Below are 16387 nucleotides of genomic sequence, written 5' to 3' on the forward strand. Positions count from 1 at the left end.
CTTTTCACTCGCTTTTGAGGGCTGCGGTTTTTAAAAGAAGAATTTTCTAGTAGCGACGAGCGCTTAAATATGTTTATCTTTTATAAGCGCGTTAAAAAGAAAAAGCCTTGCAATAGCAGAGAATCTATTTATTTTAAAAGCAAATTTTTTATAAATAAAATATTAGGAGGTGTAATGAGAAAGAGATTTGCTCTTCTTTGCGTAGTGGTTTCATTTGCGTTTTTTCTGGCTTGCCAAAGCGCTGAGTTAACATCGGCTAGGATATACGTCCAGCAAAATGATTATGAAAACGCTCTCAAACAGTTGAAGGTAGCCGAGCAAAAAGAACCTACCAACCCCGAAGTGTTCATTATGCTTGGAAAACTTTATGCCGAGATGGACAGCTTCGCGCTTATGACCAAGTCATTTGACCGAGCGCTCGAGCTGGATAGCACTGGGGTAAAAGACATCGACGCATGGCGGATAGATAAGCGCGCCAAGGTTTTCCGTAAAGGCCAAAAAGCTGGAGAAAGGAAAAAGTGGGAACAAGCAATAGAATATTCAGAGACAGCTGTTTTGATAGACCCATCTTATGTCGATGGCTGGTATAATCTCGGGTATTTTTATCAAAAAGCCGGGGCAGAGGAAAAATCCAAAGAAGCATATTTCAAGGCCTATCAATTGGAGCCGGATAATCTAATGCTTGCCAAGCAAGCGGCTGTATTTAAATATAACGAGGGTAACACCGATGAGGCCATCGATATACTCAACAAGGTGTTAGAAAACGGCGAACCAGACATCGAATCTTACACTCTCTTGGGTAATCTGTATGTCTCTAAAGGCGAAGCTGCCAAAGCCGAAAAAGTCCTCGATAAAGCTGAGGCGCTTGATCCCAACAATGCGAATTTACTTTTCGATCGCGGTGTCGCCAAATATAATCAGAAGGACTTCGATGGCGCTATAATATATTTTGGCAAGATATTGGAAATAGACACAAACAACCGCGATGCTTTATACAATTTGTCTCTGAGTCAATTTAGCGCAGGAAATTATAAAAGCGCTATTGTTTCGGCGGAGAAGCTAGTTAAAAACAATCCGCAAGATAGAGAAGGCTGGGAGCAGTTTTCCATGAGCCTTCTTCGGGGAGAACAGGTTCAAAAGGGCAAAACCGCTAATCTCGTTGTGGAATCCTTAGATGCTATGACTGAAGGTGATTTCGACACCGCTATTAAAAACCTTCAATCGGTAACAAAAAAGAATAAAGACTGGTGTGCTGCATGGGCTGTTCTTAAAGTTGCTTGTGATGAAAAAGGCGACTCCGAGGGTTCTACTGCAGCTCAGGCTGGACTCGATAGCTGTGGCAAGTAGGCCAGTATAACTCAAAATCTTTAATTTTACGGGGAACCTCAAGGTTCCCCGTTTTTTCCAAAATGAAAGCAAAGTACGCCGACATAGCCGTTCCCTCAGGACCAGATATGGTTTTCACCTACGAAATACCAGAATGGGCTGAAGACAAAATTTTGCCCGGAATGCGTGTAATAGTACCTTTTAGAAGAACACACACTGTCGGTATTGTCGTGCGTTTACTTGGAGACACAAAGCTCAAGCGAACGAAGATGATTTCGGAACTTCCAGACGACAAACCGCTTTTCACCTCAAACATGATGAATCTTCTCTATTGGCTTTCGAATTACTATGCCTGCCCGCTTGGGGATACTTATCGCGCGGCCTTACCCGGTGGCATAGGAATCGATGTTGAACGAATTATCGCGTTGGACCTCTCGAAAAAATTAGAAGGCAAATTGCCTAAAAAAGCCCAAGCAATTTTAGAATTGCTTAATCAAAGCGGAGAATTAAAGGAAGATACTCTACGAAACCTGGTCGGTAAAAACGGTTTCTTCCCGGCAATGGATGAATTACGAGCCAAGGGAGTTATTCGGATACAACTCCGCTCCAGAAGAACAAAAAAGATACGCACTGTCCTAACGGCGAAAAGCGCATTAAACCCAGATGAAATAAGCGAGGTTTTAGCTAAAATTAGATCGAATGCATCCAATCAGCGTGGTTTACTCGAGTTGCTTGCCGAAAACCCAAAAAAAGAACACATTCGCCGAGATTTATCTTCTCGGTTCGGAGCTGCAACAATAAAAAAAGCGGTAGATAATAACTGGCTTACCGAAGCATCGGAAGAGGTTTATCGACGACCGGGCATTAACCAAAGACTTGTATCTCATATCATCCCTCCAATTCTCACCGAGGCTCAATCGGATGCAGTCAAAACGATTATGGATTCCATCGTAAAAAGAGAATACAAGACTTTTTTACTTTGGGGCGTCACAGGAAGTGGAAAAACCGAGGTATATATGCGCGCGGCTCTCACCGCACGCGAGGCGAACATGGGAGTCCTGCTATTGGTCCCGGAAATTGCTCTAACGCCACAACTTTGGGGGTGTTTTGAAGCACGTTTCCCGAATGAGGTAGCCGTCTTGCATTCCGCGCTTAAACCGGGTGAACGATTCGATGCGTGGCGAAGGCTTGCCGATGGTGATCTCAAAATTGCCATAGGACCACGAAGCGCAGTTTTTGCGCCGGTTCAGAACCTCGGTCTAATAGTCATCGACGAGGAGCACGAGTCATCATATAAGCAGGAGGAACCTCCCCCTTATTACAACGCCCGTGATGCAGCAATTGTCCGTGCATCGATAGAAAAATGCCCGGTCATTCTCGGCTCGGCAACCCCATCGGCGGAAAGTTATTACAACTCATTAACCGGTAAATATCATCTTCTCGAGATGCCAGAGAGGATACCGGGCGCAGAGCTTCCGGGAGTTCGAATTGTCGATATGACACAGGAGCGAGAGGAATTTAATAATTACGCTTCTCTCTCTCGTGAACTCGAAGCAAAACTGATCGAAACAATCGACCGGGGCTTTCGCGCAATGTTGTTGATTAACCGACGCGGATTCTCTTCGTTTCTTCAATGTCCGGATTGCGGTTATATCCCTACGTGTGAGGCATGTGGTATAGGTTTAACATACCACAAGACAGACAATACGCTCCGCTGTCACTACTGCGCTGCCGAATCAGAGGCTCCTGCGGTCTGTCCTGAATGCGGTTCGAGCGTTATCAAATTTCGAGGTCACGGAACCGAGCGAATTGAGGAGGAACTTGCGGAAATCATCCCACCAGAAAAGATATTCCGTCTCGATGCTGATTCTGCCAAGATTGAAGGTGCCGCTAAAATACTCAATGATTTCCAAAACATTCCCGGCTCGGTGCTAATAGGAACACAGATGATAGCCAAAGGCCATGACTTTCCCGATGTAGCTTTAGTAGGCGTTATCAATGCTGACATTGGGCTTACAATGCCCGATTTCCGTAGCACCGAGAAGATATTTCAGCTAATAAACCAAGTCGCGGGACGCGCCGGCCGTAGCGAAATTCGTGGCGAGGTAATAATTCAGACCCACCGGCCAGATTCGCCTGCTATAGATTTTGCTGTTAACAGCGATGTTAAATCATTTTTCGAGACCGAGCTTAAATCACGCAAGGAGCTTAAGTATCCGCCTTTTGGGAGGATTGTGCGCGTTATCGTTTCGGGAAAAGACCCTTCGGATGTTCGCTTGGCGATTTTCCGCCTTAAACGCGAGCTTCGAAGAATAGATTCAGCCGGAAACAAATATGGGATACTCGGTCCGGCTACATGCCCGCTCTCCAAACTCCGTGAGCAATACCGCTGGCATCTTCTATTAAAAACAGAAAAACCACAATCCACGGTGGAAATAGTAAAACGGATAACGAGCAAGCTATCTACTCGCGTCCAATATAAAATCGTCGTCGATCCAAACAATTTAATGTAAATTATGTCACTAATAAATCTGGATAAAGCAACTATTGATTATGGATCCGGGCCTGTGCTCGAAGAAATAACTTTCAATCTCGAACATGGCGACAAGATAGGTCTTGTCGGTCCAAATGGCGAGGGTAAAACAACCTTGCTTTCCATTATTACTGGAGCTCTTAAGCCACATTCCGGCGATGTCCATAAGCAGCGCGGACTCAAGATAGGTTTTCTTACACAAGAACACAGACTTGTCGGTAACTTAAGCCTTTTCGAGGCGGTATTTCGCTCGCACCCAGAGATAGGTGCTCTGGAAGAGAGGCTCGCTGAAATCTCGCATGATGGCCTTGATGATAGCAACATGGATGAATACCAGAGCCTCGAAAATAGATTAATTCAGCTTGATGGGTACAATTTTAAAAGTCGCATCGAGGCGATCTTAAACGGTCTCGGTTTTGCCTCTAATCGACTCCAAACACCCATAGAAAACCTCTCTGGAGGAGAGCGTAATCGTGCAGCAATTGCTTGCCTTCTACTCGAAAATCCCGATATCTTGCTTTTAGACGAGCCAACAAATCACATCGATTATGATGGCCTTCAATGGCTCGCGGAGTATCTAGAAAATTCCCAGAAGACTTTCGTTGTGGTATCTCACGACAGATACTTCCTCGACCGAGTGGCCAAGGAAATAATCGAAATCCGCTCTGGAGAGCTTACTAAATTCGCTGGGAATTATAGTTTTTATGAAAAGGAAAGGGGACGCCTCGACAAAGACCTTCTTATCAAATATGAGGCTCAGAGGGCGGAGATACTGCGTGTGCAGGACTTCATTCGCAAGAACATGGCAGGCCAAAAAACCAAACAGGCGCAATCTCGTAGAACAATGCTCTCGAAACTCGAGCGTATAACACCACCATTAAAAGCAGGTGACATTAGAATACGCTTCGCAAAGGCTATTCGAGGCGGAGACGACGTCCTTCACCTTGATAAACTCGGCATGGCCTTTGGGGAAAGGCATCTTTACGAAAATTTCAACCTGTTCGTCCGAAGGGGCGAAAGAATCGGCATAGTTGGCCCAAACGGATGTGGAAAGACAACCCTTATTTCGACCATCGCAGGAAAAACAACACCTACCTCGGGAAAAGTGCGACTGGGTGCGGGAATTAAGATGAGTTACTACTCGCAAGATTTCAAGGAAATAGACGAATCGAATTCCGCGTATGAGGAAATACACTCCTTCGACACTATGATGACAGAGGAGACCATACGAAGCTCTCTCGCCTTGTTCTCACTATACAACGACAACATTTTCAGGCCGCTACGCACCTTCTCCGGCGGTGAAATAGCCCGTGTTGCGATTCTCAAGATGCTACTCGGAGAGTCAAACCTTCTGCTCCTGGATGAACCAACTAATCACCTAGATATAAAATCGCGTATCACGCTCGAAAAGGCGCTTACTAAATTCGAGGGCACTGTCATAGTCGTTAGCCACGATAGATATTTCCTTCAAACAATAGCACAGAAGATAATTGCTTTCGAGCCTCACGGGATAAAAACCTTCGACGGAGGTTTTGAGTATTACCTCGAACGGCGAGAAATCAAGCGAAAAAACTCGACACACACAAAACTACCTGCGATATGCCCCTCTTCGGCTCACGAAAAACCAGCCACTAAAACCTCGGCGAAAAGCCTTTTTAAAATGCAAAAGGAACACGATGAGGTCGAAAGTGAAATCTCGCGAATCGAGAATGAGATGACAAGAGTCAGCGAATTGCTTTCTGAGGACCATGTAACCAGTGAATGGACACGTATGTCCGCGCTTCTGAATGAATACGAAAATCTAAGCATGCGACTTGAAAAACTGCTTCATCGATGGGAACAGCTTGAAGAAAGCCTGCAAATCTGAAGTCGGCGCCCATCTGCTCACGTCATATTCTGAATTTTTACTCTATATCTCACTTTGCACAACACAAAAAAACGCCCTGCAAAATCGAGCACCCGCAGAGATCTGAATAAATTTATTAAATTAAGTGAACGGAATACAGCAGCCGCTAGCGCGGGGCGAACGATAGCGCACAATTCGCCAAACGCTAATTGCGTGACAGCAAGCTTAGCTTAATCTTTCAGTCGTAATAATCTTAACTCTGATAATACTACAATGAGATATTCAAAATACAGTAATATTAAATCAGTAAAATCTCGTAATTTTCTTGTGCGGGTTTGATATTTTAGCTTTTTTCTTTGGTCTTCGAGATTCAGGAAGCATCTTTTCGAGTTCATGAATTTCATCGCGAAAAAAGGCTGCTTGTTCGAATTCGAGGTTTTTTGCCGCAGCATTCATCATGCGCTCGAGTTCGTCTATCTTTGCCTCGATAGGCAAAGATTCGAGATAATCGGGCGTTTCAGGTTCTGGAACTTCCTCTTTTGCGCGACGCGAATCGGCTATGCCAGTAGCAGCCATAACATCCTCGACGGATTTCAATATAGATTTAGGAATAATCCCTTTTTCCTTATTATAGGCCATCTGCGCCTGCCTTCTACGGTCTGTTTCCTCCATCGCTCGCGCCATGCTGTTGGTAATCCTATCCCCATATAGTATTACCTTACCAGCTATATTGCGTGCAGCTCGTCCGGCAGTTTGAACAATCGAGGTTTCGCTACGGAGAAAGCCCTCCTTATCAGCATCCATAATTGCCACAAGGGTTACCTCAGGAAGATCGAGACCCTCCCGAAGAAGGTTTACACCTATTAAAACATCGAAATTGCCAAGTCGCAGGTCGCGCAGTATCTCAACGCGCTCAATAGCGTCAATTTCGCTATGCATATAGCGAACACGTAGATCGAAATCAGAGAGGTAATCTGAAAGGTCCTCGGCCATTTTTTTTGTAAGTGTAGTAACGAGCGCGCGTTCGCCTTTAGCTGTTATCGATTTGAGTTCGGCAAGAAGATTTTCTATCTGGCCTTTTGTAGTGCGGACTTCGATTTCCGGATCAATAAGACCGGTGGGACGAACTAGTAACTCGACTGGTTTACCAGATTTCTCAATTTCCCACTTTGTGGGTGTTGCACTAACAAAAAGTATTTGTGGCGCAAGCTCTAGAAACTCCTCGAAACGAAGTGGGCGATTATCCATTGCTGAAGGCAACCGGAAACCATACTCGACAAGTGTTTCCTTGCGACTGCGGTCTCCTTTGAACATTGCGCGTATTTGCGGAAGTGTTACATGCGATTCATCGATAACAACAAGAAAATCCTTAGGAAAATAATCGAGTAAACACCAAGGACGGCTTCCGGGCAATCTTCCCGAAAGATGCCGGCTATAATTCTCTATACCGCTGACATAACCCAGTTCTAACATCATCTCGATATCGAAATAGGTTCTTTGTTCAAGACGCTGTGCCTCTATAAGTTTCCCCTGAGAGCGAAACTCATCCAATCTTTCAGCAAGCTCTATTTTTATAGCTTTAACCGCCTTCTTCATCTTTTCGCTCGTCGTAACAAAATGCTTCGCGGGGTATATGCTTACCTTTTCGAGCTCGGTTTTTATCTCGCCGGTTAGGGGATTTGCTGTGACGATACGTTCGAATTCATCACCGAAAAACTCTATACGGATTAGGTCCCTTTCATAAGCGGGTAGTATTTCGAGAACATCTCCTCTAATGCGGAAGGTTCCTCGGTCGAGCTCGAATTCATTGCGAACATAATGGATATCCACAAGTTTTCTTGCAAACGCCTGAAGTGATATCTTTTTACCAACCTCGGCCTGCACCATCAGAAAGGCATAATCCTCGGGATTGCCCAGGCCGTAAATACAACTTACAGAAGAGACGATAAGTGTATCTTGTCTGTCCATGAGGTGAGTGGTTGCGCGCAAGCGGAGACGATCGATGTCCTCATTGATGTCTGCGTCCTTCTCGATGTATGTATCCGATTTAGGAAGATAGGCCTCGGGTTGATAATAATCATAATAGCTTATAAAATATTCTACAGCATTCCCGGGGAAAAACTGTGAGAATTCTCCAAAAAGTTGAGCCGCGAGGGTTTTATTATGGGAAATTATAAGCGTCGGTTTCTGTATTCGCTGGACTAAATTGGCCACAGTGAAAGTCTTACCAGAACCTGTAACGCCGAGAAGAGTTGAATACTTATCGCCTCGATTAATCCTCTCGACAAGCTTATCGATTGCCTCTGGCTGGTCTCCCGATGGGTTATATGGAGCTTGTAATCCGAATTTTTTCATTGTAATGTGCACCAAGTCTTACTGTGTAGATAAGTTATTGAAAATCTGTTCAAAATAGCTATTATCAAACAAAATGCGAGTAATAAATTTAACATATGCCCTACTCATTATATCTTTTGCTGCACTTGCCGAATATCCAGCCGGTTATTTTTATGCAATTTATGAAAGTGATACCTTCTGCGTTAAACCGGTTATCACCGATTCGATAATCGAGTCCGAATGGTTCGATTACGCTTCAGCTTCCTTACATACCGGTTTAGAGGTGCCTTTCGAGAGTCATACTTTCTTCTTTTACAATCCGTTAACAGGAAACATTGGGTATGTCATCCAGCACAATATCGATGTCATCGGCACTGCAGATGCCACATGCAATTTCTATCTCGATAGCCTTCCTGATAGTTGCACAATTGCTATCAGCGACGATCCGGGCGAATTTCGTATGACACGCTACCCTCAAGGACAATGGCACTGGTGGTATAACACCGATGGTGGGGCATTCTATATCCCACGCAGCGAATGGCAATTCAGTCACAGGGCGATATTTGGAAGCACCGACCCGATAAAAATACTCTATTTTGTCTCTGGTCATATCGGAGAGGACAGAATATTCCTCGACTCTGTTTCTGTGGGCATAGAATATGACCTCAGAGTCGGACACGGTTTTCTGCAACTTATCCCCATCCCGGATGATTCGATATTCATTGACTGTGTGGAGCCATTTACTGAAAAAAATATCGAAATCCGAATGAGAAATTCCACCGAAACAATAGATACTCTTTTCGTCTATGGCGCTGCCCATACGGATCGACTGTTTCGCACTAATTCCGTTCCTGTCGGAGCTATACCACCTGGAGGAGCCGGCTCGATTAGAATTACCTTCACAGGAGCTTCTCCCGGGTTGTATATCGATACACTCTGGTCGGACACCAACGAACCTTGCGGCACTAATCCGATATTCATTTATGTTAGGGTTTTGCCTCCCGCTATCGGTCATATACATGTTCAAGATGCCGAAGGTATCGACATGCTAAGAGTTATAGACTCATCTTACGCTATTAGCTCTGGCAATGGAGTGCTTATGATTTCACTCCCAGATAATATTGGTGCGGCCGATCTAGTCGATACAACCGAAACGGGGGCTTCGAAGGTTAGAATTCAAACAACATATGGAATTAAGGCTTGGCGCAAGGAAACATGTAGCTATTAATTTTTGTTCAAGAAGAACAAAATAAAAATGGAAATAATTGTATTCGCGATTATTATAGTTAGATTGAGAAATTACAAATGGAGGAAATTGAACTCTTTGTGAGCGCTTTGTGAATTTTTATTAGGAGTTAAAATGTTTCGCAATTATGCGCTATTAATGCTTGTGATTTCAACAATCTTTCTTTCTCCCATTCTCACGAACGCCCGCGAATGGACTATTATGGTCTATATCGGCGCTGACAATAATCTTACCGGTTATGTCAATGAAGATATAGATGAAATGGAATCGGCCGGATCTACCGAAGATGTGGCTATTGTTTGCCAAATCGATGGGCTTACAGGTTCCTATTATAACGGCTACGACGATAATCTTGGGGATAACTGGTCAACAGTTCGCCGTTACTATATTCAGTCGGGAAGCACTTCAGATGAGCGAATTAATGGTGGGTTTATCTCCGACCTTGGCGAGTTGAATTCCGAGGACCCGGACGTCCTTCGCGATTTCGTGTATTGGTCTATAGATACCTATCCCGCTAATCGCTATATGCTAATCATCTGGAACCATGGTGGCGGTTGGGCCAGACCGGCACCGGGAACACCTCCCTACAAAGCCATAGTTTGGGATGACACCAATGGCGATGGAAATGGAATCGAATTCTCTAATGGCGAATACAGCGGAATGCTCAGCGAAATAAGAGACTATCTGGGAAAAAGCATCAATATCGTGTGTTTCGATGCCTGTGTCGTGGGCCTTATCGAAGCCGAATATGAAACAATGGGCTACGCGGATTATCTTGTTCACTCGGAGGCAAATGTCCCCGGTGATGGCTATGATTATCAATTTTTACAGGCCCTTACCGCAAATCCTTTTATTTCCGAAGAAAACCTCATCAATGAGATCGTTGACGAGTATTATAGCTATTATAGCTCCAGTATAACCCTCTCCGGTCTTAGGTTAGACCACGGCCATGTAGATTTTCAAATAGCTTTGAATGATTTTGCTCGCGAACTTATTTTGGCAGGTGGGAAATCGAATTCGAGTATTATCAGTTCTATATCTTATGCTCGAGATTTCGGCAGTAATCTTGTCGATATTTATGATTTTGCCGATGAAATAGATGGGAACAACATCGGTGGATCGGGCAGCTCTTTGGATTTAGCATCGCAGGCTTTTAAAAGCGCTCTTGGTTATCCGCCTATGCTAGATGGTAAACCTTTAATTGCTTCGGTTCAAAGGAGCTACACGGGTGCTCATGGAGTTATGGCCTATACTCCCACCAGTTCGGCTTCTAGCACATGGAACAATCTCGATTTTGCCGAATGTAGCCTCTGGAAAGAATTCATCGGTGGATCATCCTCATTACCGACAACAAAACTAGCATATTGGGGCAATAATTTCGGCAAATACATTGAAACAGGCAGCACAGTCGATCTTTATATAGACTGCAGAAACCTCGGAAGCGGCACGGCATCCTCTGTTACAGCAACGCTTTCCAGCTATGACTCGCGCGCGATCATAGGAGGTGGTTCGGTATCATTCGGAAACATAACCGGTGGCGCTATCGCTACCTCGACAACGCCATTTTCGGTTACTGTTTCAGCTTCGGTTCCTGAGAGTTCTTTTGTTCCGTTCGAGATAAGCTTTAGCACCGGCAAAACGCATAAATTTATACTAACCGCCCTCGGAGAAGTTAATTCCCCACCGAATCAAACTACACTGGTTTCGCCTTTTAATAATGCTCGTTTAACTGATGGCGCTGTTATTCTATCATGGATAGTTCCCTCCGACCCGGATAGCGACCCGCTTCACTTCGACATTCAATGGGACGACAATCCCAATTTCGGCTCCCCTACTACAATATCTAGCAATTCTAGTTCGGTGGGCTTCGGGCCTTCGGTCCCGAGAGTCTCCGGCAACTGCACTTATGTTGTCGGAAGTCAAGGAGAAGGCGAGTTTGGGGAAGGTAACACATATTGGTGGAGAGTGCGTTCGAAGGACGAATTCAACAATGGTGCCTGGTCGGAATCACGCTCGATTACAATAAACAGCACATTACCACTCTTTGATTGGCATCAAACCACGACAGCGCAATTCGACGCGGATTTTTCATTCGGTGCAACCCTAGAAAGCGATCAAGTGACCATAGAAGAGAGTTCGACAGCATTTTTTGATAATATGGAATACGCTTCTGAAACTGCTGCCTGGTCTATTTGGAATACCTACGACGGCGGAACAAATGTCGATATTAACTTGGAAGACCGCAGGCAAGTTTCGGGGACATATAGCCTGCGCATCAGAGATCGTACGACTTATACATACGGCGGCGCATGGCGTAATTTCGATAGCATTACAAATGGCGTTGCTAGGGTTTGGGCGAAAATTTATAACCCTGCACTCGGCGATAATTCGGAATTTCTTGGTTTATATAATGCGTCGGATTATAATTCCTCTTCTTCTTCATCGGGACTTGTCGTCTATGCCAAAGGCGATACTCTTAAATTCTGGGATGGCAGCTCCAATATAGTCCACACTTCGATGGATTCTATGTGGCACTACTATGAAATAGTTTTCGACCTCGATGCTGGAACAAGTCAGCTTTTCATAGACAGCTCTTTGGCGGGCACATATGGCGATAACAGTCAATCTCAATTTACTTTATTGGGAGTTGGGACCAAATTAATTGGAAATACTGCTCAAGGAACTGCCTATTGGGACGATTTCGAATTAAGCACATCGGGAACAACCGATAGTGGGGTTGTCATCGGCCAGCCTGTATCTTTCGACTGGCGCCCTTCGGGCGCAAGCAGTTGGGGCTGGGCAAGATGGACACAAAACGAGGGTGATTCTATAAAAATAACAGTTCAATATCGTGACGGTGGAGCATGGACGGACTATATTTCCGGTATCGCACCCACAGCAACCGCTGGATTCGATATCAGAGATATCGGTTCTGCTGATTCGGTTAGATTATTAGCGGTGTTATATTTCAACGAAGAAGAGGCGGCTCCCATTCTTTATGATTGGACCGTGGATTGGAATGAAACTTCTGTTGGTTTAGAAACCGATTTCGTCAAACCGAATCGCCTTTCACTTAGTCAGAATTTCCCGAACCCCTTCAATGCCGCAACAACTTTTTCCTACTTCATTCCTGATGAAGGAATTCTGGAAATGGCAATTTATAATGTAGTTGGCGAGAGGGTTTACGAGGAGTCATTTTATCGCAAAGCGGGGCTTTACACATTCCGTTTCGATGCTAGCGAGCTTCCGAGTGGCACCTATTTTTGTAAACTTGCCGCCAAAGATGAGATTGCGGAACGAAAGATCGTTTTAATAAAATAAACCTGCGCCCGATTAACAGTTATATGAGAAAAATAGATAAAGGAATCGCCTATAGGCGTGTGATTTCCCAGTTGGATGAGTTGTTACCGGCCTGTCCCGATACTATCTCTGCTATGGCCACAATCGCAAGCATTTTACATAACGCCTTCGATTATTTTTTCTGGACTGGATTTTACAGAATAACTAATAATGAAGGTCTTGTAATTGGTCCATATCAAGGAACAACTGCATGTTTATCTTTTCCTGTTGGAAGAGGGATTTGTGGAAAATGTGCTGAAACGCGAAAATCGATTATTATCGAAGATGTATGTAAATATACTGATCACATTATTTGTGATTCAAGGACCAAAAGCGAGATAGTAATTCCAGTCTTTGACTGTAATAGTGTGCTAAATGCAGTTTTGGATATTGATTCTGACAGCTTATTTGCATTCGATGAGACTGACAGGCATTATCTGGAAGCAATTTCTGCTTTTTTTGTTCGTTTTTAGAATTTATATCGAAGCAGAGCGCCAACGCCATTCAATTTCTTAAGAATTTCGTTCCCAGGAGGAACGAATTCTACCTTAGAAGATGTAGTATTTGCAATACTGACAAGTTCCTCTTTTATCTCGCTAGGAATAGATGTATCTATCACAACCGTATCGACTTGTCCTAAATGCAGGGCCACTAGAGTTTTCTCGGGGCCAGAGACAGCAAGGCCACCTCGCCTTAATTCAGCTAAAAGCACTTCAAGCGTATCATGCTCTTCGTTACGCTCCATTTTATCGAGTAACGGTTTTGCTTTTTTAAGGAATTCTTCGTCAGAGGCATCGAGATCCCATTTAATCGTTTCGATTTCGAGCTCTTTCCATTTATGGGGAAATTCGTTTATTATCATCTGTAGGAGTGGTTTTCTTCCCGCGATTATAAACCGGCCTATCCTCTCAGATCTAAAAGTGCTCTCAGTCATCGCAACTATTTCTTTCACAAATTCTTCGATCTCATTATCTCTGCGCCTTTGATAACGCATTTGCGACCAACCACCTACTTTGGAAAGATGGTGAATCTTCGTTTTAATGGAATCCTCTTGTTTTATTCTATAACCGCTTATCGTTAAAATTCGTGCACCAGAATTATCGGCCATGATAATTCCAACCGTTTCGTATTCATCCATTTGAAGCGCTAAAGGTGCGATAATAGCTTCATCATTTATTGCAAACAGGTCTTCTGTTGGACAGTATAGCTTGAATCCTTTGGAATAATCAGAGCCGATATCTACGAAATAAGCAAGGCCATAACCCCCGAATTTTTTATCCTTTTCCTTGTTAAAATAATCCTGTAAAAGGGAAACCGATAGGTCATAATAATCAGTCTCCTCGCCCACGAGCAAAGGACGCATGCGTTCAATGGATTTTTTTAGTTTGTCATATGCATTATCCCAACCACTCCGTAAATCAATATAGGCGGATAGAATTGTTCGTTCATTCTCACTCAACAAGGCAAGTTCGCGGAGGTTTTTCTCAGTCACTTTCATATTGTTACTTTCTTAGATTAATAATTGATTCGGCGATTTGTAGGTCTTCGGGGTATGTTATTTTAATATTCGTTCTTTTTCCTTCGACGAGAAATATTTTCTCGTTCAATTGCTCTATCAAAGAGCAATCGTCGGTGCAACCTTCCGTGTTTTGGTGTAAAGCATGCTTAAGAAGTTTTTTATGGAATACCTGAGGTGTTTGCATTGCCCATATATTATCCCGTGGAACGGTATTGAGTATAAAACCATCCTCGATAGATTTCAGGGTATCTGAAACAGGAAGTCCGAGCGTGGCAGCACCATATTTTTCTGCAGCAAGAAAGACAGCCTCCGCCGATTCTGGATGCAAAAGTGGCCGTGCAACATCGTGCACACCAACAACCTCTATTTTATCTCCAAGAGCGAAAAACGCAGCTCTCATCGATTGGACTCTAGTTTTGCCTCCCACTACAATAATGATTTGCAGCCCAAAATCCGAGAGTATCCTTCGGGAGTGAGTTATATAACCCTCTGGAACGGCTACAGCCATTTCATCGATATGCATGTTCTCGAAAACACCCGCACAATGGGCAAGCAAAGACTTACCATCCAGTTCTATGAAAGCCTTGGGAACATTTCCTTTGAAACGGGTTCCAATACCACCGGCAACGATAATTATCCCTCTTTTCATGACTTCATAATATAAACATTGACCCATAAACGCAAGGTTGAATTAGCAAAATTTGCCTTAAACCAAAAAAGCAATGTGTAAGACCTTGATTTTATTCTCATGGGTTTTATATTTGGCAGAATGAAAACTCGATTTATAAACTCATGTTCACTAGCGTTTATCCTGGCTTTGCTATTCGCCTGCGCGGGTTCTACTCCAATAGGCAAGGATGAGCCTATTGCGAAGATTCAATTGAGGACTCTCGATGTGCCTTCATTTCGTTGGGATGCTTATAGCTTCATCAATCTCGACATTTCACATTTTCCGGACAGCGTGGCTTTTTTTCTACCCATTGGACCTGAACCCTGTAGTATAAGCGATGCAATTTTAATAGAGGATGTTTTTGGTTGGGAGGAAGACTGCAATTTTTCTTATCATGAGTTCGGTGTGCCCTATGGTTCGAATATAGTAGTAGTCGAGGATATTTCGGCGAGTATGGGTGACTATCTGCCCTTTACCGATAAACTAATATGGGGATTCGCCTCGACACTTATAGAATCCGGCGGAGAGATATCGTTTGTTAGATTTGGTGAATCAGCTGAAATAACAACTAGGTGGTTATTGCCGGATTCATTTCTCAACCTCTCCCCTGAAGAGCTTCCCTACCCAAATAAACGAGGTAGTGACCTCGCCGGCGCACTTGAACTGGCGCTCAATCTTGTCTCTGAAAGACAAAACTCAAAATGTGCTATCGTTCTCTTTTCCGATGGCGATTTTCCAGTGGAAGAAATACCTGTAACACTAATCGAACGAACAAAACGATATGGCGTTTCGATAAACATTCTCATGCATGGGAAAAATCCACCTGGGGCGCTTTCGCAAATCGCTAAAGAGACTGATGGTATCTATTTTGTCCAACCTGAAGTTGGGTTCTCATCTCAACTAGTCTCAGCCATTATCGCTCAATGCTTTTTTATAGTTTATTATCCGAAATATCGTGCTGAAGACGGAGCTTTACATAGAGTAAATATTTCTTTCGGTGATGATAGCCGTTATAGAGGAGAATTCCGAGCGCCGGGACAGATCCCCGATGTCGAGTTCGACAAAATCGTCGAAACGCCGGAATTTATCATTCCGGACGAATTACTCCGAACGACAATTATCCCATTCGATACAGCTGGTAACCACAATCTTCTTACTAACAGCCGAGAGATTTTGGATAATTATCTCACCCAAATTGGATCCTTACCCGATTCCCTATATTTTGCACTCAAAATATCAGGTTACGCCTGTAACATGGGGCCTACAGGTATTAATATCAGGCTCTCTAAACAACGTGCGGAAGTAGTCTATGACTATCTACTAGCAAGAATTACCGAAAATTTTAAGCTACAAATAGCCTGGCATGGCGAGTTATATCCTCTCAATGAAAACCGCGACGAAATAGAGCGTAGAGCCAACCGTAGAGTGGAACTAAATATTGATAGAAAGTAATATAGTTAGTGCTTTGGGACACTTTCTCGAACTATTCCGAAAGGATTGAGAAAAACTTTTCTCTTGCATTAGATTGCGCTATTTCCTCATCCCTAAACGCTGTCACGATTTTTGCTATTCCG

The 16387-nt window shown here is 43.8% G+C and carries 10 protein-coding genes; 7 read left to right on the top strand and 3 right to left on the bottom strand.

What is annotated here, in order from left to right:
* The first annotated feature begins 174 nt into the window (after positions 1–174).
* The 3 genes from KAH81_05625 to KAH81_05635 all read left to right on the top strand — a co-directional run bounded on the left by KAH81_05625 (position 175) and on the right by KAH81_05635 (position 5726).
* Positions 175–1347 carry a tetratricopeptide repeat protein gene (locus KAH81_05625; GenBank protein MCK5833134.1) on the top strand — a complete coding sequence of 391 codons (1173 nt, stop codon included), beginning with the start codon at positions 175–177 and terminating at the stop codon, positions 1345–1347.
* A gap of 62 nt (positions 1348–1409) precedes the next feature.
* The gene (gene priA / locus KAH81_05630) at positions 1410–3839 is read left to right on the top strand and encodes a primosomal protein N' (protein MCK5833135.1); all 2430 of its coding nucleotides are present in this window, start codon (positions 1410–1412) and stop codon (positions 3837–3839) included.
* A 3-nt stretch (positions 3840–3842) separates the two neighbouring features.
* The gene (locus KAH81_05635; GenBank protein MCK5833136.1) at positions 3843–5726 is read left to right on the top strand and encodes an ABC-F family ATP-binding cassette domain-containing protein; all 1884 of its coding nucleotides are present in this window, start codon (positions 3843–3845) and stop codon (positions 5724–5726) included.
* 282 nt (positions 5727–6008) lie between these two features.
* Here the strand turns inward: KAH81_05635 and uvrB are convergent, their stop codons facing one another.
* Complete coding sequence (gene uvrB, locus KAH81_05640) at positions 6009–8060, bottom strand: excinuclease ABC subunit UvrB (GenBank protein ID MCK5833137.1); 2052 nt, start codon at positions 8058–8060, stop codon at positions 6009–6011.
* 73 nt (positions 8061–8133) lie between these two features.
* On the opposite strand from uvrB, the gene KAH81_05645 reads away from it, so the two are divergent.
* The 3 genes from KAH81_05645 (at position 8134) to KAH81_05655 (ending at position 13097) form a co-directional block, all read left to right on the top strand.
* Positions 8134–9267 (top strand): hypothetical protein, encoded by a 1134-nt coding sequence (locus KAH81_05645; protein MCK5833138.1) that lies wholly within the window; start codon positions 8134–8136, stop codon positions 9265–9267.
* Between the two features lie 132 nt (positions 9268–9399).
* Positions 9400–12606 (top strand): T9SS type A sorting domain-containing protein, encoded by a 3207-nt coding sequence (locus tag KAH81_05650; GenBank protein ID MCK5833139.1) that lies wholly within the window; start codon positions 9400–9402, stop codon positions 12604–12606.
* Between the two features lie 23 nt (positions 12607–12629).
* On the top strand, positions 12630–13097 hold the full coding sequence (locus KAH81_05655) for a GAF domain-containing protein (protein MCK5833140.1): 468 nt from the start codon (positions 12630–12632) through the stop codon (positions 13095–13097).
* Here KAH81_05655 and KAH81_05660 read toward each other — a convergent pair.
* Together KAH81_05660 and ispD are read right to left on the bottom strand one after the other, a co-directional pair.
* Positions 13094–14122: a hypothetical protein gene (locus KAH81_05660; protein MCK5833141.1), complete on the bottom strand. Its 1029-nt coding sequence runs from the start codon at positions 14120–14122 to the stop codon at positions 13094–13096. The genes KAH81_05655 and KAH81_05660 overlap by 4 nt on opposite strands.
* 4 nt (positions 14123–14126) lie before the next feature.
* Complete coding sequence (gene ispD / locus KAH81_05665) at positions 14127–14792, bottom strand: 2-C-methyl-D-erythritol 4-phosphate cytidylyltransferase (GenBank protein ID MCK5833142.1); 666 nt, start codon at positions 14790–14792, stop codon at positions 14127–14129.
* A gap of 120 nt (positions 14793–14912) precedes the next feature.
* Between ispD and KAH81_05670 the strand changes: the two genes are divergently transcribed.
* On the top strand, positions 14913–16265 hold the full coding sequence (locus KAH81_05670) for an OmpA family protein (GenBank protein ID MCK5833143.1): 1353 nt from the start codon (positions 14913–14915) through the stop codon (positions 16263–16265).
* The last annotated feature ends 122 nt before the right edge of the window (positions 16266–16387 follow it).

This window comes from bacterium (genome assembly GCA_023145965.1).
Classification (GTDB): domain Bacteria; phylum UBP14; class UBA6098; order UBA6098; family UBA6098; genus UBA6098.